The organism is Nocardia sp. NPDC051052, from assembly GCF_044456045.1.
Taxonomy (GTDB): domain Bacteria; phylum Actinomycetota; class Actinomycetes; order Mycobacteriales; family Mycobacteriaceae; genus Nocardia.
Map to the genome: position 1 here is coordinate 56,817 of NZ_JBITFL010000012.1, position 22,204 is coordinate 79,020.

The following is a 22,204-nucleotide window of genomic DNA, read 5'->3' on the forward strand; positions in this document are numbered from 1 at the left end:
GTAGTTTCTATCATTTTCGGAGGGGTAATGAAGACAGACGCAACACGCCGCTGGCTTGCGCTCGGTGCGCTCGCGGTGGCCATGCTGACCATCGGGCTCGACACCACGGTGCTGACCGTGGCGCTGCCGACACTCGCCGTTGACCTGCACGCGAACACCGCTGCGCTGCAATGGTTCACCGGCGCATACACGCTGGCGCTCGCCGCGCTGATGCTGCCCGCGGGTGCGCTCGGCGACCGCTATGGCCGCAAGAAGTTCCTGCTCGGCGCACTGCTCATCTTCGGCGCCGCATCGCTGGCCTGCGCGTTTGCCACATCGTCCGGCCAGCTCATCGCCGCACGGGTGGTGCTCGGCGTCGGGGCGGCGGCGATGATGCCGCTGTCCATGTCGGTGCTGCCATCGCTGTTCCCTGAGCCCGCGCAACGTCAGCGCGCGCTCACCATCTGGGTGACTTCGACGGCCCTCGGTCTGCCGCTGGGGCCGATCCTCGGCGGCTGGCTGCTGCGAAACTTCTGGTGGGGTTCGGTATTCCTGATCAATGTCCCGATGGTGATCATCGGCGCGCTCGCGGTCTTCGCGCTCGTGCCCGAATCGCGCAGCGCGAACCAACTCCGTGTCGACGTCCCCGGCGTGCTGCTCTCCGCCGCGGGCATGCTCGGTCTCACCTACGGCTTCATCCGGATCGGCGAGCTCGGCTGGGGCAATGTGTCGGCCTGGGCCACCGTGGTCGCCGGTGTGCTGTTGCTCGGCGCCTTCGTGCTCTGGCAGCGAAGGTCGGCGCATCCGCTGATCGATCTCGGCCTGTTCGAGAACGCCGGATTCCGCTGGGGCACAGGGCTTTCCATCGTCGTCAACTTCGCCATGTTCGGCATGTTCTTCACCGTGCCGCAGTATTTCCAGGCGGTTCTAGGAGTGGACGCACTCGGCAGTGGTCTGCGGCTGCTGCCGCTGATCGGCGGGCTGATCGTCGGCAGCAGGCTCGGCGACAAGATCCTGCCGAAGCTGGGCACCCGAGGACTGCTCGCCCTAGGTTTCGCCCTGCTGGCCGGTGCGCTCGGGCTGGGCGCGATGACCAGCGTGGACAGTGGCTACGGCTTCACCGCGCTGTGGACGACTGTGCTCGGCGCGGGTATGGGCCTGGCGATGCCGACGGCCATGGGCCTGGCGATGGGCGAGCTCACCGCCGAACGTGCCGGGTCCGGATCCGCGTTGATTCAGGCCCTGCGCCAGGCAGGCGGCACCATCGGCGTCGCGATTCTCGGTACGGTGCTGTCCACCCAGTACCGCTCGGAGCTCGGCTCGTTGAACCACGATCCGATCTCCGATGGCGTCAACGCCGGAGTCGCGGCGGCGCACCAGCTCGGCGATTCGGCGGTGCTGCACCAGGTGCAGAGCGCGTTCGTCGGCGGCATGGCCGCGATGCTGTGGGTCTGCGCGATCCTGTGTGCGGCGTCGGCGGTGCTCGCCGCCGTCTTCATCCGAGCGAAGCAACCGGCTGAGCCGGCGCCCGCGGAGCGGCTGGATATTGTCGGTGGCACTGTCCGGGCCGCCGATCAGTCAGAATCGACTCATGTCGGTTGAATTGTCCGGAGAAGAGCCTGCTGTGCGCGGCCTGCGTGAGCGGAAGAAGGAGCGGACCCGCCGGACGATTCGCGAAGAAGCGTTCCGGCTGTTCCGCACGCAGGGCTACACCGAGACGACCATCGAGCAGATCGCCGCGGCCGCCGAGGTGTCGCCGAGCACCTTTTTCCGCTACTTCCCGAGCAAGGAGCAGCTGGTGCTCGCCGACGACCTCGATCCGTTATTGATCGAGGCCATCCGGGCGCAGCCGCCCGACATCGCGCCGCTGACCGCTTTCCGCAACGCGATCGAGGTGGTCTTCAACCAGCTGCCCGCGGCGGCGATGGCGTTCGAGCAGGAACGACAGGCGCTGGTCTATCACGTGCCCGAGCTGCGTTCGGCCATCGGCCTGGAGATGGAACGCAACATCGAGATGGTCGCCGCCGTGATGGCCGAACGGGTCGGCGGAACCGCCGACGATTTCGAGATACGGGTATTCGCGGGCGCGTTGACGGGCGCGGGTCTGGCCATCGCGCGCATCACGCCGATGAATCTCGACAACATCAGCAGGATGTTGGATCTGATGGAAGCCGGGTTGCCGTTCGGCCAGGACAAACCCCGCGAGCAGGGCTGAACCCTGCTCGCAACGGGTGCGGCTCGGGAAAGCTATTGCGCCCCAGCCGCACTCGACTGCCGCAGCCGATCCGGGGTCTCGTCATCCATCGTCGCGAAGAACCCGCCGATCACGTCCTCGATCTCGGCGACCGACTCGGCGCAGTACAGAATCGGCTGGTAGTGGGTGATGTCGTAGACCGCGGTGCCCATCACCGCGACATCGAGCGGCCGCAGGTCGGCCCCCCGGAACTCCTCGATCTCACCGTAGGAGGACAGCAATCCCGCACCGTAACAACGGACTTCGCTGTGCTCCCGGACCACGCCGAACTCCATCGAGAACCAGAAGACGTTCGCGAGGAACTTCAGCGCGGGCTCGGTCTCCAAGCGGCCCACCGCCGCGCCGACCGCCTCGTAGATGGCGGCGAAGCGCGGGCTCGCGATCTGATTGGCATGGCCGATGATCTCGTGGATGGCGTCGGGCTCCGGGGTGTACAGCGGCGCCGAATGATGCCGAATGTACTGGGTGGAGTGGAAGGTTCGATCCGCGAACGAGCCGAAGAACTGGCGCAGCGGCACCAGCCCGGCGGCCGGGGCGTAGCGGAATCCGCTGAGCGGCACCAGTGCCGCCGAGACCTCGTTCAGCTGCGGGATGTGGTCCTCGGGCAGCGCGAGCCGCGCCGCGGCCTCCAGCACCTCCGCGCAGGCATAGGTCTGGTGCTTGCGGGCGAGCTCGGCCGAGGCGATCCGCCAGACCTGCTGCTCCTCGTCGGTGTAGTCGATCTGCGGAACGGGTTTGCCCGGTGCGTAATCGAGCGCAAGCGCGGCGATGGCGTTGCGACGAGCCCGGTAGTCCGCGTCGTGCACGCCGGGGTGCTCGTCGCTGAGGTGGACGGTCACATCGCCGTCGCCGGACCGGGTCACCGGTGAGTACAGCTGCGCTTCGGTGAACATACGTCGATGCAAGCACCGCGCGGGCCTCCCGACAACAAAAGCCAATGCAGCTTGGCAAACTGCCTAGCTGACTGTCCTTTACTGTGCAATTACCGGCATCGGACGACGGATTCCGTCGACGAGCTGACCAGCGGCCGCCGCTCGCTGCCGGGTATTCGCCGACGCTGTCCCGATTTGCCGGACATGAGCGAGCAACATGGCGCAAAATGGCGAATGTACGAAGGAGGACGCATGAAATCCGTGCGGATCGATCTCGACCAGAAGTTGCTCGCCGCCGCGGCCGCCGTGATGGGCACCTCGACGAGCAACGCCACAATCAACGAGGCACTGCGCCGGATCGTCGTGCACGAGCGTCAACTGCGACATCTCGAAAAGCTTGCCGCCAACGCCTTGTTCGCGCTGCCGGGACCCGAGGTCGTGGTCGTCGACGGGTAGCTCAGCGGCTCACGTTTTCGAGCACCGCAGGCCATCGGCCGGTGCTGTCAGATCGATCAGATACTTCACTACGGGCTGGTCGACGCAGGCGATGCCCTCGAACGCGGCTCCGTGCTGGGTGCCCTCGTAGGTGATCAACGTGGCGCCAAGGGTTTTCGCGAGGGTGACGGCGCCGGGATAGGGCGTCGCCGGATCGCCGGTCGCCGCGACAACCACGACCTTCGGTAGGCCGACCACCTTCGGCACGTGCGGCTGGGCGGTCGGTGGGACCGGCCAGAACGCGCAGGCGTCCAGCGGCGCCGAGGCGTTGGCGTTTCCCGTGGCGTCGTCGAAAGCCGGAGCGGCGGCGCGGGATCGGCGGACGATGTCGGCCGCGACGGCACGGTCGGTCACCCGGACCTCCTCCAGGCAGAGCACCGCGCGGTGCACGTCATCGGACGAGGCGTCCTCATATGCGGTCGCCTCGCCGAGCAAGGCGTCGCCGCGGCCTTTGGCGAGGTCGGTCAACCCTTTGGTCAGGTCCGGCCAGGACGAGGGATGGTAGAGCGCGGCGATCGTCGCGGTGATGACGGCGCCGTAGTCGAGCCCGCGGATCGGGTGCTGGATCAGCGGGCTGACCAGCGCGCGGTAATTCAAGTTCGCCTTCTTCGGATCGGTGCCGAGCGGGCAGTCCGGTGCCTTGGCGCAGTCGGCGGCGTAGGCGTCGAACGCCTGCTGGAAACCGGCGGCGGTGATCACCTCGTCGCCGATGTTCGTAGTGGGGTCGACGGGGGCGTCGAGGACCATCGCGCGCACCCGATCCGGAAACAGCTCGGCGTAGGTCGAGCCGAGGCGAGTGCCGTAGGACCCGCCGAAGTAGGTCAGCTTCTGTTCACCGAGCGCGGACCGGACGACGTCCATGTCGCGGGCGACGTCGACGGTGCCGACATGCGCGAGCAGTGTCCGCCCGGTGCGCCGCGCACACGAGTTGGCGTAGTCCTCGTTCTCCTCCTCGACCTGGTCGATCTCCGCGAGCGGGTCGGTCCGGCCGAGCACGCGCTGACCCGTCTCGAACTCGGCGACCGAGCGGCAGCTTACGTGCGGGGCGGAGGCGCCGAGCCCGCGCACGTCCATTCCGATCACGTCGAGACGTTCGGCCACCGGCGACTTCGCCAGTGCCAGTGGCAAAGCCAACCCCGGTGCGCCGGGCCCACCCGGGTTGGTCAGCAACGACGCGACCCGGGTTCCGGTGGCGCGCAGCCGGGAGATGGCGATCCGCGCGGTGTCGCCGCCCGGTTTGCCGTAGTCGATCGGCACCAGCACCCGCGCGCACTCGATCCCGGCCGCGCCGAGTTCCTCGCCGCCCTGGTAGCCGTCGCACGAACCCCATGACAGCGTTTGCCGGTAGTAGGGATCGAGGGTCGGAACCGGCGGTCCGACGGGGTCCTTGTCGCTGGTGCACGACGTCACCAGCAGCGCGATCGCGGCGAGCGCTGCGGGCAGCAGCATGACGTGCCCCGGTGCCGCGGTTGCCTTGCGCGGTTTGAACATTCATCTGCCCCCGTACTCGGTCGACGCTCTCAGTGTGCCCGACTCGCGCCGATCCGCAATCGGCAGGGATCGGACATCTCGGGCGGCGCCGCGGCCGCGGGCAACATGTCGGTAGGGCCTGGCACACTCCATGACACTGTCGCCGTGACCAAGGGGTGCAACGATGCCGGTCTCTCTTATCGATGTACCCGTCGAGCAACGGCCGCGCGAGCGACTGCTCGCGCTCGGTCCGCAGGCGCTCAGCGATGTCGAATTGCTGGCCTTGCTGTTACGGCACGGTAGGCCCGGCGCCAGCGCGCTGGATCTCGCGGTGGAACTTCTCGTCGAACACGGCGGGCTGGCCGGGTTGGCCGCGGCCCGTCCCGAAGAGTTGTCGCGCCGGGCCGGCGTCGGGGTGGCGAAGGCGGCGGCCCTGGTCGCCGCGTTCCACCTCGGCTCCCGGGCTCGCGGCGACACCGGCACGGCGATCCGCCTCGGCGGCGCGTCCGATGTCGCCGCCGCGGCCCGCCCGCTGTTCACCGGCGCCCGGGTCGAGCGGCTGCTCGTCCTGGTGTGCGACGCCCAGAACCAGTTGCGGAGGCGGGTATTCGTCGCCGAGGGCGCGGTCGATCAGGTCGCGGTCCCGGTCCGCGAAATCCTGAATACCGTGCTGCGCCACGACGGCCGCGCCTTCGCCGTCGTGCACAACCACCCGTCCGGCGACCCGACCCCGAGCCTGGACGATCGCCGCGCCAGCACCCTGCTCGCCGAGGCCGCGCGCACCGTCGGCCTTCGCTTCCTCGACCACGTGGTGATCGCGGGCGAAGCCTGGTCCAGCGCACCGGCCAGCGTCGTGCGCCACTGACTTCGCTCGATCCTCGGCGGCCGCGCCGTCATCGTCGGGTGGCGGCGGCCTTGGTGCCGTGGGCTTGGTCGGTGGAACGCTCATCTGCGGGTCAGCGACCGCGGTGTTGTTCGGGCGCTACGATCAACTCTCCGTATGGGGCTCGCTTGACGCGCTGCCGGTGTTCGCGTGGAAGGTCAGCCTCGCGGTCTATCTGATCGTCAAAGGGTTCCGGCAGTCCCTCGACGTCTTGCCGGTGGAGCCGGCGTTGTCGATCGCGTGAGGCGTTAGGACGTTGGCCAACTTCGATTTTCGGGGAGATCCGTCAGCCGCGGGCCGTTATCCGAACCGGCCACTGCTCGCCGCAGCGGCCCACCAGCACCGCGGCCGAACCGGCACCCCCGAATCTCAGCAACCGCCGCCGAGAGAGATCCATACGTCAGGGTATATCGCCGGGTGGCCCGCCGATCCGGATCCAGGCCGTCGACCGGGGATCGCCCGCACTATTCGTTGCGGACACATGGTGAGCGTTTGCGACATGATCGTGAGTAAACAGGCGATTGGAACGCTCGGCGCAGGCACGTAGCGTTACGTAACAGCAGCCGACAGCGAGTGATTGGAAGACCATGACCATGGAGATAGGCGTTTTCCTGCCCACCTCGACCCCCGACCCCGAGCACCCGATCATTGGCGACGTCCGGGCCAGCGCCCGCTTCGCCGAAGAGCTCGGACTCGATTCGATCTGGTCTACCGATCACCTGGTGGCGAGCGCCCCGATGTTGGACAGCACCGTCACCCTGGCCGCGGCCGCGGCGGTGACCGACCGAATCGGTATCGGCTACAACGTCATGCTGCTGGCGCTGCGTCCGGTCGCCTGGGCGGCCAAACAGATCAGCACCCTGCAACACGTGTCCGGCGACCGGCTCGTCGTCGGTGTCGGCACCGGCAATCCGGCCCACGGCGACATCGGGTGGCGCGCGGCCGGCGTCTCCTTCGAGGACCGTGGCCGGCGCACCGACGAGGCGTTGGCGGTGCTCCCCGGCCTCGTTACCGGACAGCCGACCACCCTCGCCGACGGGCTCGAGGTGACCCTCGCGCCAGGTTCGGCGATGCCGCCAATCCTGGTGGGCGGCAACAGCGCCCGTGCGCGCCGCCGCGCCGCCACCTATGGCGACGGCTGGATCACCATCCAATCGGACCCGGAACAGCTGACCAAGGACATCGCGGAACTCCAGGAACTCGCCGCACAGCGGGACCGTGCGCCACTCTCGGTCACGGTGCTGGCGGTCGGGTTGTCGTCGGACGTCGCACCGGCCGCCGAGCAGCTGTCCGCCTATGCGGCACAAGGTGTCTCGAGGGTGATTGCCCTGCCGACGGGTGCGGATTGGCAACGTGACTACGAGTTCGCCGCGAAGGTTCGTGCGGCGCTATAGATTCGGAGTTCGCCTGGAATGGGAAGGTCGCCTGCATCTTTCGATGAGGCGGCCTTCGCTTTGTGCCGATGGAAGCCGGCGGGCCCGCGGCTGAATTCCCCGGGGGCCTAGGCGATCTCGGATCAGTGAGTCGAAATCGCGGGTCCGATCAGTGCGTCGACGGACCCAGTTTCAATGGACGGTACCCCGCGTCGGTCGATTCGGTGTCGGTGCCCGCGCTCTTGCCCGTGCGGGTGGTTTCGTCGCCCGCGACCGGAGACGCGGCGCTCAGCGATGCCATTCCCGCACTGCCGGTGGCTATTCCGGCGGCGACACCCGCGCCCAAGGCGACGCCGAAGGGGACCGCGGCGACGCTGCCGCTGCCGAGCATGGCGCTGCCGGTGCCCGCCATTGCGGCGAAGGGTGCGGCGGCCGCACCCGCGCCGGCCAGGCTCGCGCTGCCGGTGCCCGCGGCCGCGCTCCCCGCGCCGAGCAGGGCCAAGGGGGTGCCGAGGCCGCCGGTGGCGACGCTGCCCGAGGCCCCCGCGGCGGCGCTACCGGTGCCGAGGAACGCGGCACCCGCGCCGAGAACAACTCCGAGCGGTGCGAGTGCGGCGCTGCCGGTCCCGGCTGCGGCACTGCCGGTGCCGAGGAACGCCGCCCACGGTGCGGCGGCGACGCTGCCGGTGCCCAACAACGCGCTGCCGGTGCCGATCAGCCCCGCCAGGCCGAGGCCGAACGCCGCGCCGCCCATGCCGAGCGGGCCCGCGGTATCGACGAGTCCCGGGTAGAGCAGGGTGTTGAGCACCGTGCGGTGCGGACCGGCCGGGCCACGGGCATTGGTGGTGACGACGGCCGAGGTCACCTGCGCCGCGACGCAATGGTGGTGTGGCACGGCGCTGGTCGGTGCGGAGGCCGTCGCGGCCGCGGCGACCAGTGCGGGGCAGGCCAGCACGGTCGCGGCGATGGCCGTTCGGAACACGTACATGGGGTTAGCGCCTTCCTCTCGAGCCATGCGCGACGGATTATCGCGGCGCGGCCGACGATGTGTGCGGCAACCTGGAGAGCACGTCCAAGATCAACTTACCGGCAACACTCCGGTATTGATGGCAATTGGCTATCGCGAAAAACGACAAGCGATTTTTCCGACACGCCCATTACTGTCCAGCGCATGGGAATCACGCTCAGCCAAGCCACCGTCGCGTTGCTCGATGCCAAGAATTACGCGGTGCTCGCCACCATCAATGCCGACGGCAGCCCGCAGACCTCCGCGATGTGGGTCCTCAGGGACGGTGACGACCTGCTGTTCTCCACGCTGGAAGGGCGGCTCAAGTACCGCAACATGGTGCGCGACCCGCGCGTCAGCGTGACCGTGATCGACTCGACCGACGGCGAGAGCTACGTCGAGTTGCGCGGTAAGGCGACGATCGTCCACGACGTCGATCTCCGTGTCGGCCACCGGCTGTCGTGGAAGTACGACGGTAAGGACCACGCCCTCCCCGCCGAAGGCCAAGTTCGGGTCGCGGTTCGGGTCGAGGTCGAGAAGGCGACCGGATACGGGGCCTGACCGCGGCGTCGCACCTGGGCGTAGCCGGGCCGCCACTAGGGTGGCTCGGCATGGACACCGCTTCGATCGCGCCGTCGACGGCCGTGCCCACCCCCGGGCCGGAGGCAGTCGCAGCGCGCATCCGGCGTCGTCTCGGGCGAGTGTCACCCGTTGTCGTCGCGGCAGTGTGCTTGATCGTGCTGCAACTGGCGTTGCGCGGCTGGGTGGCGGGCAGCGGGTACTTCTACTGGGACGATCTGATCCTGGTCGGCCGGGCCGGCCGGTATCCGCTGTTTTCCGCGGAACTGCTGTTGCACGATCACGACGGGCATTTCATGCCGCTCGCCTTCGCCGCCGCCTGGGTGTCGACGAAAATGGCGCCGTTGGTATGGGCGGTGCCCGCGCTCTCGGTGCTGATCGGGCAGCTCGCGGTGTCGTTCTCGGTGCTACGGATGTTGCGCGTGCTGCTCGGCGACCGGTGGGCGTTGCTCATTCCGTTGGTTTTCGTGCTGTTCTCGCCGGTGACGCTTCCGGCGTTCGCCTGGTGGTCGGCCGCATTGAACGCGCTGCCTTTGCAATTCGCGCTCGCCTGGGTCATCGGGGATGCGCTGCTGCTGGTTCGCACCGGACGGCAGCGGCATGTGCTGTCCGGGATGGTCGTGCTCGCGATGGCGCTGTTGTTCTTCGAGAAATCGGTGATCATCCCCTTCGTCGCGTTCGCCGTCGCGGTGCTTGCCCACTATGTCGACGGGCGAGAAGGCGCTGTGCGCGTGGTGGCGCGGCGCGGTATGCGGTTGTGGGTGGGCTCGGGCCTGGTGCTGCTTTGCTGGTTGGCGGCGTATCTGGCGGTGGCCGGTTTTTCCGGGGTGCACAACAACCTGCAGGGCATGCGCGACTGGCTGCCCAACGCGACCTCGCTCGGGGTGGTGCCCGCGCTGGTCGGCGGGCCGTGGCGATGGGAGCGCTGGTTGCCTGCCGCGCCATGGGCCGACCCGCCCGGCGCGGCGGTGGTGGTCGCCTGGATCCTGCTGGTTTCGGTTGTGGCACTGTCGATTTACGCCAGGCACCGAGTGTGGCCGGTGTGGGTACTCGCCGTGGCCTATGTGCTGCTGATGCAACTGCCGGTGGCGCTGGTGCGCGGCGGTCCGAACACCGCGGCCGAACTCATGCAGTCACTGCGTTATTTCGCCGACCTCGGCGTGACGTTGTCCGTCGTGGGTGCGTTGATCCTTCGAGCGAGCCCACGAAAGTTACCGAGCCCGTTGGTCTTTCGCCGCGCCGCGATACCGATGCTTGCGCTGTTCGTGGTGAGCAGCCTGTTTTCCACGTACACCTTCGTCCGTTCTTGGAGCCCGAGCCCGACCAGAACCTATCTCGCGAAAGTGAAACCGGCCCTCGACCATTGGGACGGTGCGCCACTATTGGAGCAAGAAGTCCCGTGGGACGTCCTGAACCCCCTGGCCTACCCACAAAACCTGACCACCCAGGTCCTCGCTCCCCTCGCCGCACCGGGCACCTTCGCCGACTCGACCCCGCACCTGCGCATGATCACCGACACCGGCACGATCGTCGAAGCCCAGGTCTGGTGGAACCGCCGCATCCTTCCTGGCCCAGACCCCAACTGCGGCTACCGAATTCAGGACGGCCCCGCAACTATCGTTCCCCTCGACGGCCCCATGCTCGACCACGAATGGACCGCCCAACTCAACTACCTGGCCAGCCGAGACGGCCAACTCGACGTAGCCCTCGAACACGGCAAAACCGTGACAGCCCCCGTCCGTCAAGGCCTCAACACAGTCTTCGTCCGCCTGGTCGGCAACGGCTCCGCCCTCCGAATCGCCTCCCGCACAGCAGAACTCACCGTCTGCCTGGGCTCCGGCCCCGTCGGCGTAGCCTCCTACGACAACTAGCCCGGCTAGCCCATGAACAACGAAGGCCGCCTGCATCTTTCGATGGAGGCGGCCTTCGGGGTGCCGGAGGTCAGCGGGCGAAGAGCAGGGCGCGCTTGACTTCTTGGATGGCCTTGGTGACTTCGATGCCGCGGGGGCAGGCGTCGGTGCAGTTGAAGGTGGTGCGGCAGCGCCAGACACCTTCGACGTCGTTGAGGATGTCGAGGCGTTCGCGGGCGCCTTCGTCGCGGCTGTCGAAGATGAAGCGGTGCGCGTTCACGATCGCGGCCGGCCCGAAGTAGCTGCCGTCGCTCCAGTACACGGGGCAGGAGGTGGTGCAGCAGGCGCACAGGATGCACTTGGTGGTGTCATCGAAGCGGGCGCGGTCGGCCTGGCTCTGGATGCGTTCGCGGGTCGGCTCGTTCCCCGAGGTCATCAGGTAGGGCTTCACCGCGCGGAACGCGTCGAAGAACGGCTCCATGTTCACCACGAGGTCCTTCTCCACGGGCAGGCCGCGGATCGGCTCGACGGTGATCGTGAGGGACTTGTCGCCCTTGGGCAGCATGTCCTTCATCAGCACCTTGCAGGCCAGCCGGTTCACCCCGTTGATCCGCATGGCGTCGGAGCCACACACACCGTGCGCACAGGAGCGCCGGAAGGTGAGCGTGCCGTCCAGGTAGGACTTGATGTAGATGAGCACGTTGAGGAAACGGTCCGTGGTCAGGACCGGCACCTGGAACGACTCCCAGTGCGCGCCCTTGTCGTCTTCCGGGTTGAAGCGGGCGACCTTGACGGTGACCATCACCGAGCCGTCCGGGACCGGCGCGGGCTTGGCCGGGGGTGTCTCGAGTACGCCGGGGGACGGTGAGGCGGCGGAGCCGCCGGGGTGGGTATGCACAGTCATCAGTACTTACGCTCCATCGGCTCGTAACGGGTCTGCACCACCGGCTTGAAGTCGAGGCGGATATCCGAGATGAGATCCGGGCTCTCCTTGTAGGCCATCGTGTGCCGCATGAAGTTCACGTCGTCGCGGTCCGGGTAGTCCTCGCGGGCGTGGCCGCCGCGTGATTCCTTGCGGTTGAGCGCACCGACGACGGTGACCTCGGCCAGCTCGAGCAGGAAGCCGAGCTCGACGGCCTCGAGCAGGTCGCTGTTGTAGCGCTTGCCCTTGTCCTGCACCGTGATCCGGCTGTAGCGCTCCTTGAGCACGTGGATATCGGTGAGGGCTTGCTTGAGGGTGTCCTCGGTGCGGAACACGGCGGCGTTCATGTCCATCGTGTACTGCAGTTCGGTACGGATGTCGGCGACGCGCTCGTTGCCGTGGTCGGACAGGATCAGCGCCAGCCAGTCCTGCACCATCCGCGCCGGGGTCTCCGGCATCTCCACGAACTCGGTGCGCAGCGCGTACTCCGCGGCGGCGATGCCCGCGCGACGGCCGAACACGTTGATGTCGAGCAGCGAGTTGGTGCCGAGACGGTTGGAGCCGTGCACCGAGACGCACGCGCATTCGCCTGCCGCGTAAAGACCGGGCACCACATCGGTGTTGTTGCGCAGCACTTCGCCGCGGATCTTGGTGGGGATGCCGCCCATCACGTAGTGACAGGTCGGCATGACCGGAACCAGCTCGGTCACCGGGTCGACACCGAGGTAGGTGCGGGCGAATTCGGTGATGTCGGGCAGCTTCTCCTCGAGCACGTCCGCGCCGAGGTGGGTCACGTCGATGTAGACGTAGTCCTTGTTCGGCCCGGCGCCGCGGCCCTCGAGCACCTCGAGCACCATCGAGCGGGCGACGATGTCGCGCGGCGCGAGGTCCTTGATGGTGGGGGCGTAGCGCTCCATGAACCGCTCGCCGCTGGCGTTGCGCAGGATGCCGCCCTCGCCGCGGACGGCCTCGGAGATGAGGATGCCGAGACCCGCGAGGCCTGTCGGATGGAACTGGTGGAACTCCATGTCCTCCAGCGGCAGACCCTTGCGGAACACGATCGCCATGCCGTCACCGGTCAGCGTGTGCGCGTTCGAGGTGGTCTTGTACATCCGGCCCGAGCCGCCGGTGGCGAAGATGATCGACTTCGCGTGGAAGACGTGGATCTCGCCGGTGGCCAGCTCGTAGGCGACGACGCCGGTCGCGACCTGGCCCCGGTCGGTCTCGCTCATCACCAGGTCGAGCACGTAGAACTCGTTGTAGAACTCCACGTCGTGCTTGACGCAGTTCTGGTACAGCGTCTGCAGGATCATGTGACCGGTGCGGTCGGCGGCGTAACAGGCGCGGCGCACCGGCGCCTTGCCGTGATCGCGGGTGTGTCCACCGAAGCGGCGCTGGTCGATCTTGCCCTCGGGCGTCCGGTTGAACGGCAGGCCCATCTTCTCCAGGTCCATCACCGCGTCGATGGCCTCCTTGGCCATGATCTCCGCGGCGTCCTGGTCGACCAGGTAGTCGCCACCCTTGACGGTGTCGAAGGTGTGCCATTCCCAGTTGTCTTCTTCGACGTTCGCCAGCGCGGCGCACATGCCACCCTGCGCCGCGCCGGTGTGGCTGCGGGTCGGGTAGAGCTTGGTCAGCACGGCAGTACGCGCCCGGGGCCCCGCCTCGATTGCCGCGCGCATGCCGGCGCCACCGGCGCCGACGATCACGACATCGTAGCGATGCTCCTCAATCCGCGAGTCAGTCATCGAGTTGACCTGTTCCTAACTGATGTTGGGGTCGAAGGTGAAAATGACGTAGGTGCCGACGGCCAGGATCAGGATCATCGAGATGGCCAGCAGTGTGTTCAGCCAGAACCGGGTCGAGTCCTTGCGGGAGTAGTCCGCGATCACCGTGCGCAGGCCGTTGCCGCCGTGCAGCTGGGCGAGCCAGAGCATCGACAGGTCCCACAGCTGCCAGAACGGGCTGGCCCAGCGGCCGGCCACGAAGCCGAAGTTCAGCCGCTTCACGCCGCCGTCGAGCAGCAGCATGATCGACATGTGGCCGAGGACCAGCACGATCAACAGCAGGCCGGAGAAGCGCATGAACAGCCACGCGTACTTCTCGAAGTTGCTGTTCGCGCGCATGCGCGGCGAGCGCGGGTTGTCCAGGCTCGCGGGCCGGTCGTACGACTTACCGAGGACAGGTGCAGGCCCACCCGCCGCCCGACCGCCGCCCCCCACGGAATTGCTCTGCAATGCTGTCATTTTCAGTGCTCCGTGAACAGGTAGAAGAACTGACGGCCGATAGCGGGCACCGCCAGCAGGAACCAGACCGCGAGAATGATCCACAGCATCAGGCGCTGGTACTTCGGGCCCTTGGCCCAGAAGTCGACCAGGATCACCCGGACGCCATTGAGCGCGTGGAAAAGCACGCAGACGACAAGGCCCATTTCCATCAGCGCGACGATGGGGCTCTTGTAGGTCTCGATCGCCCGGTTGTAGGTGTCCGGGCTGACCCGGACCAGCGCGGTATCCAAGACGTGCACGAAGAGGAAGAAGAAGATCGTGACACCGGTGATCCGGTGCAGCGCCCAGGACCACATCCCGGGGTCGCCTCGGTACAGCGTCTTCCGCTTCGGCTGGGCCGGAGCTTCTATCGTGGTCATAGAGTGCGGTGCCTCCAACGTCGTTGATGGACCCGGTTCATTGCTTCGAGGCCGACTGCGTTTGGGCGCAAATGCCCAGGTGGCTGCGCTGCGGCCCGCTGCCGGGAACCTGAACCGATCTGTTCTGGACTCTAATCCTCTAGGTTTGCCGGAACTAATTCGGCGTGCCGTGCGTTGCGCTACAGTCTGGCGGGTTAGGTTTGCCTTTCTTGATACGTGAAGGGTTCCTTCGAGGGCCTCGCGCGGCCAAGTTCGGCTCGTTCCAGAAGAGGTTCCCGATGTCGCAAATCGACTGGAAATCCCTGCACGACAACGCGATTCAAGTCATGCGCAATGCCTATGCGCCGTACTCGCGGTTTCCGGTCGGCGCGGCGGCTCTCAGCACCGACGGCCGAATTGTGAGCGGCTGCAATGTGGAAAATGTCTCATATGGTTTGGGCCTGTGTGCCGAATGTGTACTCATCGGTAACTTGCATTCGGGCGGCGGCGGGCGCCTGCTGGCTATCTCGGTCACCGATTCCCGCGGCGAAATCCTGATGCCCTGCGGGCGCTGCCGCCAACTCCTCTACGAACACGGGGGAGCTGACCTGTTGGTCGATCACAAGGATGGACCCGTTCGGCTGAGTGTCTTGCTGCCGGATGCCTTCGGCCCGGATGACTTAGGCGCCGGACAGATCTGAGCGAGCGCTCACAGCTCCGTTTCGCGTACCGCGTCGATCCCCTAGCCCCTCGAGCGATTGATGCGGTGAGGCTATCGAACCCCGCCGACAAGAAACCAGACTCGATGTCGATCTCGTGCCAGACTGGCGAATGTGACGGCACTGGACGCGGTTTCGATCATTACCACCAAGCGGGACGGCGGCGAGCTGTCGGACGCGCAGATCGACTGGGTGGTCGATGGGTTCACCCAGGGAGCGGTGGGTGACGAGCAGATGTCGGCGCTGGCGATGGCGATCGTGTGGCGCGGGATGACGCGCCGGGAGACGGCGCGCTGGACCAACGCGATGATCACATCGGGTAGCCGGCTGGACTTCACCGATCTGCCGCGGCCGACCGTGGACAAGCATTCGACCGGTGGCGTGGGGGACAAGATCACGCTGCCGTTGGCGCCGCTGGTCGCCGCGTGCGGTGCCGCGGTGCCGCAGTTGTCCGGGCGTGGGCTCGGGCACACCGGCGGCACCCTGGACAAGCTCGAGGCCATCCCGGGATGGCAGGCCGACGTGTCGGTGCCGCGGATGCGCGAGATCCTCGCCGATCCCGCGATCGGTGCGGTGGTGTGCGCGGCGGGGGCCGATCTCGCGCCCGCCGACAAGCGGCTCTACGCGCTGCGCGATGTGACCGGCACGGTCGAATCCATTCCGCTGATCGCCAGCTCGATCATGAGCAAGAAGATCGCCGAGGGTACCGCGGCGCTGGTGCTCGATGTGAAGGTCGGCGCGGGCGCGTTCCTGAAGACCCTCGACGGCGCCCGCGAATTGGCAACGGCCATGGTCGAATTGGGCACCGACGCCGGGGTGCGCACGGTGGCGCTGCTGACCGCGATGGACACTCCGCTCGGCCGCACCGCGGGCAACGCGCTCGAAGTCGCCGAGTCGGTCGAGGTGCTGGCCGGCGGTGGCGCCGCCGACATCGTGGAGCTCACCGTCACCCTGGCCCGTGAGATGGTCGCGCTGGCCGGCCTCGACATCGACCCCGCCGACGTACTCGCCGATGGCCGGGCGATGGACCAGTGGCGCGCGATGGTCCGCGCCCAAGGCGGCGATCCGGACGCGGCGCTGCCGACGGCGAAGCACACCGAGGTCGTGCGGGCCGAGCGTGACGGCGTACTGACCCGCCTCGATGCCATGGGCGTCGGCATCGCCGCCTGGCGTCTCGGCGCGGGCCGGGCCCGCCAGGGCGACCCGGTCCAGGCCGGTGCGGGCATCGAAATGCACGCCAAGCCAGGCGATTCCGTGACCGCGGGCCAGCCGCTGCTCACCTTGCACACCGACACCCCGGGCGCGTTCCCCGGCGCTCACGCCGCGTTGCTCGATGCTTTCGCCATCGGCGATTCCGTCGAAAAGCCCACCACCCCAATCGTGCTCGGCCGCATCGAAGCCTGATCCCACTGCCCGGAAAACGCATTGGATCGCCGTTGCCGCGTGTGAATTGGTTTGCGGCGCACAGCATCGGTCGATGGAGTTGTGCGCCTGGATCCCGGCGTGCCAGGTGTGTGTCGCGTTCGACTTCCGACGCGAGACGGCGTAGGCGGGTGCCGAATTGTCGCGGTGTGCGGCATCGCACAGATGTGTAGTTGTCGCTGGTCAGTGCGGGATTCGGTGAGGCGGGCCGGTATCCGGATGTGGGACGGCGCGGGATGGGCGGGCAACGAGATGGTTGCCACTTCGGCAGTCGGGTGCCGTTCGGGCGCGGTGCGGCTACCGTCGTTACATGACTGGACCGACCGCATTGACCCTTGCCTCGATCCGACAGGCGCCAAAAGCGCTGCTGCACGACCACCTCGACGGTGGTCTACGGCCCGCGACGGTGCTGGAGCTGGCCGCCGAGTGCGGATACGAGGACCTACCCGCCACCGACGAGGCGGCGCTGGCCACCTGGTTCCGCGACGCGGCCGACAGCGGATCGCTGGAACTGTATCTGGAAACCTTCGCGCACACCGTCGCCGTCATGCAGACGCCGGAGGGCCTGCGCCGGGTCGCCCGCGAATGCGCGGAGGACCTGTCCACCGACGGCGTGGTGTACGCCGAGGTGCGCTTCGCCCCCGAACAGCACCTGGAACGCGGACTGACCCTCGATGAGGTCGTCGAGCACACCCTGGCCGGTTTCCGCGAGGGCGAGGCGGCGGCCGCGGCGGCGGGACGTCCGATCGTGGTCACCTGCCTGCTCACCGCCATGCGGCATGCGGCCCGCTCTCGGGAGATCGCCGAGCTCACCGTGCGCTTCCGCGATCGCGGCGTCGGCGGCTTCGACATCGCGGGCGCGGAGGCCGGGTACCCGCCGAGCAGGCACCTGGACGCGTTCGAATACATGCGAGCCAACAGCGCGCACTTCACGATTCACGCGGGTGAGGCGTTCGGCCTGCCGTCGATCCACGAGGCACTGGCCTTCTGCGGCTGCGACCGGCTCGGCCACGGCGTGCGGATCACCGACGACATCAGCGTGCCTGGTGCGATCGAGGACGCGCGCCTCGGGCTCGTCGCGAATTACGTGCGCGACATGCGCATTCCGCTCGAGCTCTGTCCGTCCTCGAACGTGCAGACCGGCGCGGTGCCGTCGCTGGACAAGCACCCGTTCGATCTGCTGGCCCGGTTGCGCTTCCGTGTCACGGTCAACACCGACAACCGGCTGATGAGCGACACCAGCATGAGTCAGGAAATGCTCAAGCTCGCGGACACCTTCGGTTACGGCTGGAGCGATCTGGAGCGTTTCACCATCAACGCGATGAAGTCGGCGTTCATCCCGTTCCCGGAGCGGCTGCGCATCATCGACAACATCATCAAGCCCGGCTACGCGGTGCTGCTCGGATAGCAGCTGAGTTGGTCGAGGGGGAACTGGTGGTGGACGCCCAAGTCGGGCGATACCGGCATCAGTTCCCCGTGAGCCACGTCTCGTCCGTCGGACGGGGCGAAAAGGGCGGGGTGCTGGTTCGCTAGCGTGCTGAGTATGGCGACATTGCGGATTTCCAGTCGGTTCAACGGGCCGCCCGATTCCGGTAACGGCGGATACGTGGGCGGGCTGCTGGCCGAGCGGCATGGGGACGCCGCGGTCACGGTGATCCTGCGCAGCCCGACGCCGCTGGACACACCGCTCGAGGTGCGGGACGGCAGCCTATACGACGGTGACACCTTGGTCGCCGAAACCCGCGCGGGCGAATTCGACCGGGACGCACCGCAATCCGTGCCGTTCGCGACCGCGGCCGCCGCGGCGAGCTCCTACCAGAGCAACGAGATGTTCGCGTCCTGCTTCGTCTGCGGCAGCGCCCGCACCGACGGGCTGCGCATCGAGGCCGGTGCCGTCGGCGACGGCCGGGTTGCCGCACCATGGACGCCCGACGCCACGCTCCCGCTCGGCCCCGCCGTCCTATGGGCCGCAATGGACTGCCCCGGCGGCTGGTCCCTCCCCGACATGTTCAACCGCCCCGCCCTCCTCGGCTCCATGACCGCCGCCGTGCACGCCCTCCCCGAGGTCGGCGAACACTGCGTAGTCATCGGCGAAAACCACGGCGAACAAGGCCGCAAATCCTTCTCCTCCACGGCGGTCTACGGCTCCGACGACCGCCTCCTCGGCCGCGCCGAGCAGATCTGGATCCGCCTGAAGTAGCCGCAACTACTAGAGGTGACTGCGGCACTCAGGACGACCGCAACTACCTGAAGTCACCGCGACAGCGCGCGGCGACCGCAGTCGCCTGAACGAATCTGCGATGGACTTGATGCGACCGCGGCTGCCAGCGGACAGAGACTTGAATGACTCCGGCGGGCGATGACTACGCACACTCAGACGGTCCCAGCTACGTGAAGCGACCCATGGCTACCGACCACTCCGCAAACAGCGGATACCCAGCGCGCCAACTGATCTCGCGAGCACATGGGTAACTCACCGGGTACCAGCCAACCCAACCACCACCTCGACCGCCAGCCGCCAACGCCACTACCGCGCTACTCAGTCTGGCCTGAATACCCGGAGAGGCGGGGGAGCTACTGCTGGTTGAGGCGGGCCTCGAAGTTGCGCTCCAGGTCTCGCCAGGATTGCGCCTCCGCGGTGAACGGCGGGTTGGGGGCCATGCGGCTCGGGTCCGGGTTCAGCAGGTACGAGACGTACCAGCCGAGTGGATTGGATTGGGCCAGTGCCTGTTCCACGGTGTCGTCGCCGGCGTAGTCGGAGGCGTCGGTGAACAGTTCCACCGCGAGGTCGAGCTGTTCGATGTCGACGGCTTCCGGTCCTTCGGAGAGGTCGTCGGCCAGGCCTGGGAGCACGTAGACGTTCTCGTCGGTGACCTCGACCTCGAGCGAACCGTCCACCGCGGCGGTCTGCACGTCGGCGAAGGTGCTCACCCGGGACAGGTCGTGCTCGTGGTCGTCGGCCAGGTACCTGGCGAGTGCGCGCTCCGAGGTGAACACCGTGATGGTGTTGTCGGAGCCGAGGAAGATCGGCTCGTCGTCGAGGTAGCAGCGCAGCGTGAAGTAGGTGCCGTCCGAGGCGATGATCTTGACCGGGTCGATGCCGACCTCGTGCCAGAACGACTCGTCTTCTTCCTCTTCCTCTTCGTCCTCGTCGTCCGCGTCGAGGTCGACGGGTTCGAACTCGTCCTCCTCGTTGTCCGCGGCGTCGTCGGCGTCGACCACGTTCTCCTCGGCGGCCAGCAGCTCGGCCTCCGCGACGGCGACGGCTTCCGCGTCGACGTCGGGGGTGTGCACGACGGAGTCGATGGCGTCGAGGACGCTGTCCCAGCCCTTGGCGATGGCGGCGCCGATCTGGTCCCAGAGTTCCTCGCCGTCGCGCCCGATGAACGCGTTGACACCGCCGGGCAGTGCGCCGAGCACCGGATGCGACCCGAAGAACTTGGTCACCGTCTCCAGCTCGCACACCTCGCCGATGTTGCGAACCATGCCGAGGGTGTCCTCGAGCTCGGCGATGGTGTCCACGTCGGGCTCACCGGCGGCCAGCTCGGGCACCGCGACCAGATCGAAGGAGAAGTTCTCCTCCGGCTCCAGTTCCACCGCCGACAGCGCGGCGACGACCTTCCATGCCGGATGCTCGACGAGGTCGTTGTCGGAGTTGGTCCGGATGAACGCGGCCAGCTCCGCAACGGTTTCGAAACCATAGAGGGAGTCCTCGTGTCCGAGGAACGCCTCCCACTCGTCGTCACCGTCTCGCCAGCGCGGTGCCCACAGGGTGACGAGATCGCCGTCGGTCAGGCCGAGCTCGATCGGGACGATGTCTCCAGAAGCCATGAGCGGAAGCCTATCGACCTTCCGCGTCAGGCACTATCCGGCCCGCCCCCAATGGTTCCTTTGGCGTCGTTCGGGCCGGGAACGAATGACTCGTTCAGTGTCCCAACGACCTTCGAGCGCTGGTTGCCCGCGTCCTCGGCGGCCTGCCTGCACGCCCAGACGATCAGCTGTCCGACCTCGGCCGGTGCCAGCGAGGTGACCGTTTCCGCGAGGCTCAGCGCGACGAGCGCACCGTCGCTGTCGACCTCGACGGTGACCGTGCCGTCCTCGGTGGTGTGGCGGCCGCGGACCTGCTTGAGGCCATACAGCGCGGCCTCGAGTGCCTCCAGCTTCTGCGTCGCGTTCGCGACGAGAGCATCCATCTCAGCACTCATGCCTGCGCCTCGCTGACGCTCGGCTCCGGCATGAGCGCTGGGGCAGCTGTGCTCATTGTTCGCTCGCTCATACGGGCCTCATCCAGGTCGTAGGTCCGGTGTCCGCGTCGTCGATCCGGTCCAGCTCGTCCACCGCCGCCTGGCGGGTTGGCAGGCCGAGCCGGTCCAGGATGTCGGCGGGCATGCCCGCCTCGGCGAGCAGCTCGCGCCGTCGCGCCTTGGCGGCGACGGTGGAACGCTTGGTGAGCCGCAGGATCTCGTTCGCGAGAGTCTGTGCGCCGTAACGGTATTCGCTGCGCTCGAACTTGATCTCCACCGGCATGCCCTGATCGGTGGCGCGCACCGAGATGGTGCCCGATCGGTTCGTACTGCCCGCGACCGTGACGTTGGGAACCGTCGGTTGCTGCGGCGTACTCATGACGTCGGCCTGTAGAAGCCGTGGAAGCCCATCCCTGAGTTCTCCGTTCGAATAGAGCTGATCTGGACCGGGTCGCCGGCCTCGACGAATTCTCCGTTGCCTATCACCATCGCGACATGGCCGTCCCACACCGCCAAATCGCCGGGCATGAGGTCGCCGGGGGAGACCGAGGTGCCGATGGCCTGATCGGCGGCCAGGCGCGGCAGATCCATGCCTGCCTCGCCGTACGCGTATTTGGTCAGGCCGCTGCAGTCGAGTCCGGCGCCGGGCGTGTTACCGCCCCACACGTACGGGGTGCCGACCGCGCTGATCGCCGAGCGGACCGCCGTCGCCGCCTTCTCGTTCGGCGCCTCTACCGTGCTGCCGTCGGGCAGCGTGATCTTCACGCCCTTGCCGTCGCTCGGCATGCCCGCCGAACCGGTGTTCGGCTTGGGTGTGCCCGAGGTGCTCGGGGTGCCGGAGGTGGATTTCGGCGAGGCCGTCGAAGCCGGGATCGTGGACATCGCGGTACTCATCAGGCTGCTGGCCATCGAACCGGCACCGCTGAGCGCGCTGGACGCGGTCGACGTCAGCTGCTGCACGCCGGCGGTGCTGACGGCGGCGGGCGTCCCGGCGAGCGACGGTGTGGACGGCGGCGGGGTGAGGTCGGTCATCGAGGCGGTGTGCGTGGTGAGCTCGTTTTGTACCCGGCCGACCACGTTGAGCGCCTGGCCGAGGTGGTCGATCGCGGAGCCGACGATCATCGTCAGCCCCGCTGGCGTGGCCAGTGCCGGGCCCGCGCTCGCCGCGGTGTTGACGAACGACTGGGCGATGCCGGTGAGGTCCTTCTGGCCCGATTCGATCTCGGCGGCGGCCTGGTTCACCACGGTTGCCATGTCGTTGCCACGGTCGGAGATAGTGGCGGCCGAGGTCTGTACCTTCAGGGCCTTCGCGGTGGCGGCGTCGGCGGCCTGGCCGTCCCACGCGGTGTTCATGCCGTTGATGCTGTCGCGACCCATCTGGTGGATCTGGTCGACGGCGGTGGACGTGCTGCGTAGCGCGTCGGAGGGCCCGCCGGTCGGCAGCACGCCCGAGCCGAAGCTCTCGAGCAGGTCGAAGATCGGTTTGGCCAGTGCGCTGATATCGATCACA

Annotated in this window: 23 protein-coding genes; 12 read left to right on the forward strand and 11 right to left on the reverse strand. The window is 67.6% G+C overall.

What is annotated here, in order from left to right; translation table 11 throughout:
- The first annotated feature begins 27 nt into the window (after positions 1–27).
- Complete coding sequence (locus tag ACIBCN_RS33960) at positions 28–1,581, forward strand: DHA2 family efflux MFS transporter permease subunit (RefSeq protein WP_396995791.1); 1,554 nt, start codon at positions 28–30, stop codon at positions 1,579–1,581.
- Positions 1,571–2,194 (forward strand): TetR family transcriptional regulator, encoded by a 624-nt coding sequence (locus ACIBCN_RS33965; protein WP_396995792.1) that lies wholly within the window; start codon positions 1,571–1,573, stop codon positions 2,192–2,194. The genes ACIBCN_RS33960 and ACIBCN_RS33965 overlap by 11 nt, the downstream gene beginning before the upstream one ends.
- A gap of 32 nt (positions 2,195–2,226) precedes the next feature.
- Here ACIBCN_RS33965 and ACIBCN_RS33970 read toward each other — a convergent pair whose 3' ends face one another.
- A complete protein-coding gene (locus ACIBCN_RS33970) occupies positions 2,227–3,126 on the reverse strand; it encodes a phenylalanine 4-monooxygenase (RefSeq protein WP_396995793.1) in 900 nt (299 codons plus the stop codon).
- 231 nt (positions 3,127–3,357) lie between these two features.
- On the opposite strand from ACIBCN_RS33970, the gene ACIBCN_RS33975 reads away from it, so the two are divergent.
- The gene (locus ACIBCN_RS33975) at positions 3,358–3,561 is read left to right on the forward strand and encodes a type II toxin-antitoxin system VapB family antitoxin (RefSeq protein ID WP_396995794.1); all 204 of its coding nucleotides are present in this window, start codon (positions 3,358–3,360) and stop codon (positions 3,559–3,561) included.
- Positions 3,562–3,570: 9 nt separating this feature from the next.
- Here the strand turns inward: ACIBCN_RS33975 and ACIBCN_RS33980 are convergent, their stop codons facing one another.
- Positions 3,571–5,091, reverse strand: coding sequence for an alpha/beta hydrolase (locus tag ACIBCN_RS33980; RefSeq protein ID WP_396995795.1), 1,521 nt, complete (start codon positions 5,089–5,091; stop codon positions 3,571–3,573).
- 163 nt (positions 5,092–5,254) lie between these two features.
- On the opposite strand from ACIBCN_RS33980, the gene ACIBCN_RS33985 reads away from it, so the two are divergent.
- The 3 genes from ACIBCN_RS33985 (at position 5,255) to ACIBCN_RS33995 (ending at position 7,347) form a co-directional block, all read left to right on the forward strand.
- On the forward strand, positions 5,255–5,935 hold the full coding sequence (locus ACIBCN_RS33985) for a RadC family protein (RefSeq protein WP_396995796.1): 681 nt from the start codon (positions 5,255–5,257) through the stop codon (positions 5,933–5,935).
- Between the two features lie 58 nt (positions 5,936–5,993).
- Positions 5,994–6,197, forward strand: a complete 204-nt coding sequence (locus ACIBCN_RS33990) for a hypothetical protein (protein WP_396995797.1) — start codon at positions 5,994–5,996, stop codon at positions 6,195–6,197.
- 343 nt (positions 6,198–6,540) lie between these two features.
- Complete coding sequence (locus ACIBCN_RS33995) at positions 6,541–7,347, forward strand: LLM class flavin-dependent oxidoreductase (RefSeq protein ID WP_396995798.1); 807 nt, start codon at positions 6,541–6,543, stop codon at positions 7,345–7,347.
- Positions 7,348–7,495: 148 nt separating this feature from the next.
- Here the strand turns inward: ACIBCN_RS33995 and ACIBCN_RS34000 are convergent, their stop codons facing one another.
- Positions 7,496–8,314 (reverse strand): hypothetical protein, encoded by an 819-nt coding sequence (locus ACIBCN_RS34000; RefSeq protein ID WP_396995799.1) that lies wholly within the window; start codon positions 8,312–8,314, stop codon positions 7,496–7,498.
- Positions 8,315–8,497: 183 nt separating this feature from the next.
- On the opposite strand from ACIBCN_RS34000, the gene ACIBCN_RS34005 reads away from it, so the two are divergent.
- Together ACIBCN_RS34005 and ACIBCN_RS34010 are read left to right on the forward strand one after the other, a co-directional pair.
- The gene (locus ACIBCN_RS34005) at positions 8,498–8,893 is read left to right on the forward strand and encodes a PPOX class F420-dependent oxidoreductase (protein WP_396995800.1); all 396 of its coding nucleotides are present in this window, start codon (positions 8,498–8,500) and stop codon (positions 8,891–8,893) included.
- A gap of 50 nt (positions 8,894–8,943) precedes the next feature.
- Positions 8,944–10,782: a hypothetical protein gene (locus ACIBCN_RS34010; RefSeq protein WP_396995801.1), complete on the forward strand. Its 1,839-nt coding sequence runs from the start codon at positions 8,944–8,946 to the stop codon at positions 10,780–10,782.
- 70 nt (positions 10,783–10,852) lie between these two features.
- Here the strand turns inward: ACIBCN_RS34010 and ACIBCN_RS34015 are convergent, their stop codons facing one another.
- The 4 genes from ACIBCN_RS34015 to sdhC all read right to left on the reverse strand — a co-directional run bounded on the left by ACIBCN_RS34015 (position 10,853) and on the right by sdhC (position 14,330).
- Positions 10,853–11,563, reverse strand: a complete 711-nt coding sequence (locus ACIBCN_RS34015) for a succinate dehydrogenase iron-sulfur subunit (RefSeq protein ID WP_223885298.1) — start codon at positions 11,561–11,563, stop codon at positions 10,853–10,855.
- A 101-nt stretch (positions 11,564–11,664) separates the two neighbouring features.
- Complete coding sequence (sdhA, locus tag ACIBCN_RS34020) at positions 11,665–13,416, reverse strand: succinate dehydrogenase flavoprotein subunit (protein WP_396995980.1); 1,752 nt, start codon at positions 13,414–13,416, stop codon at positions 11,665–11,667.
- Between the two features lie 30 nt (positions 13,417–13,446).
- Positions 13,447–13,929 (reverse strand): succinate dehydrogenase hydrophobic membrane anchor subunit, encoded by a 483-nt coding sequence (locus ACIBCN_RS34025; RefSeq protein WP_396995802.1) that lies wholly within the window; start codon positions 13,927–13,929, stop codon positions 13,447–13,449.
- A 2-nt stretch (positions 13,930–13,931) separates the two neighbouring features.
- Positions 13,932–14,330, reverse strand: a complete 399-nt coding sequence (gene sdhC, locus ACIBCN_RS34030; protein WP_357386540.1) for a succinate dehydrogenase, cytochrome b556 subunit — start codon at positions 14,328–14,330, stop codon at positions 13,932–13,934.
- Positions 14,331–14,608: 278 nt separating this feature from the next.
- On the opposite strand from sdhC, the gene ACIBCN_RS34035 reads away from it, so the two are divergent.
- From ACIBCN_RS34035 to ACIBCN_RS34050, 4 genes are all read left to right on the forward strand, one after another.
- On the forward strand, positions 14,609–15,010 hold the full coding sequence (locus ACIBCN_RS34035; protein WP_396995803.1) for a cytidine deaminase: 402 nt from the start codon (positions 14,609–14,611) through the stop codon (positions 15,008–15,010).
- Between the two features lie 132 nt (positions 15,011–15,142).
- Positions 15,143–16,432 carry a thymidine phosphorylase gene (locus ACIBCN_RS34040; protein ID WP_396995804.1) on the forward strand — a complete coding sequence of 430 codons (1,290 nt, stop codon included), beginning with the start codon at positions 15,143–15,145 and terminating at the stop codon, positions 16,430–16,432.
- Between the two features lie 328 nt (positions 16,433–16,760).
- Positions 16,761–17,858: an adenosine deaminase gene (locus tag ACIBCN_RS34045; protein WP_396995805.1), complete on the forward strand. Its 1,098-nt coding sequence runs from the start codon at positions 16,761–16,763 to the stop codon at positions 17,856–17,858.
- Positions 17,859–17,993: 135 nt separating this feature from the next.
- A complete protein-coding gene (locus ACIBCN_RS34050; protein ID WP_396995806.1) occupies positions 17,994–18,650 on the forward strand; it encodes a hypothetical protein in 657 nt (218 codons plus the stop codon).
- Between the two features lie 374 nt (positions 18,651–19,024).
- On the opposite strand, the gene ACIBCN_RS34055 is transcribed toward ACIBCN_RS34050, so the two are convergent.
- From ACIBCN_RS34055 to ACIBCN_RS34070, 4 genes are all read right to left on the reverse strand, one after another.
- On the reverse strand, positions 19,025–20,281 hold the full coding sequence (locus tag ACIBCN_RS34055; RefSeq protein WP_396995807.1) for a primosomal protein: 1,257 nt from the start codon (positions 20,279–20,281) through the stop codon (positions 19,025–19,027).
- Positions 20,282–20,307: 26 nt separating this feature from the next.
- Entirely contained in the window at positions 20,308–20,655 is a 348-nt protein-coding gene (locus ACIBCN_RS34060; protein ID WP_396995808.1) for a YbaB/EbfC family nucleoid-associated protein, read from the reverse strand.
- 67 nt (positions 20,656–20,722) lie between these two features.
- A complete protein-coding gene (locus tag ACIBCN_RS34065) occupies positions 20,723–21,073 on the reverse strand; it encodes a hypothetical protein (RefSeq protein WP_396995809.1) in 351 nt (116 codons plus the stop codon).
- A complete protein-coding gene (locus ACIBCN_RS34070; RefSeq protein WP_396995810.1) occupies positions 21,070–22,203 on the reverse strand; it encodes a C40 family peptidase in 1,134 nt (377 codons plus the stop codon). Before ACIBCN_RS34070 ends, ACIBCN_RS34065 begins: the two co-directional genes overlap by 4 nt.
- Position 22,204: the final 1 nt, after the last annotated feature.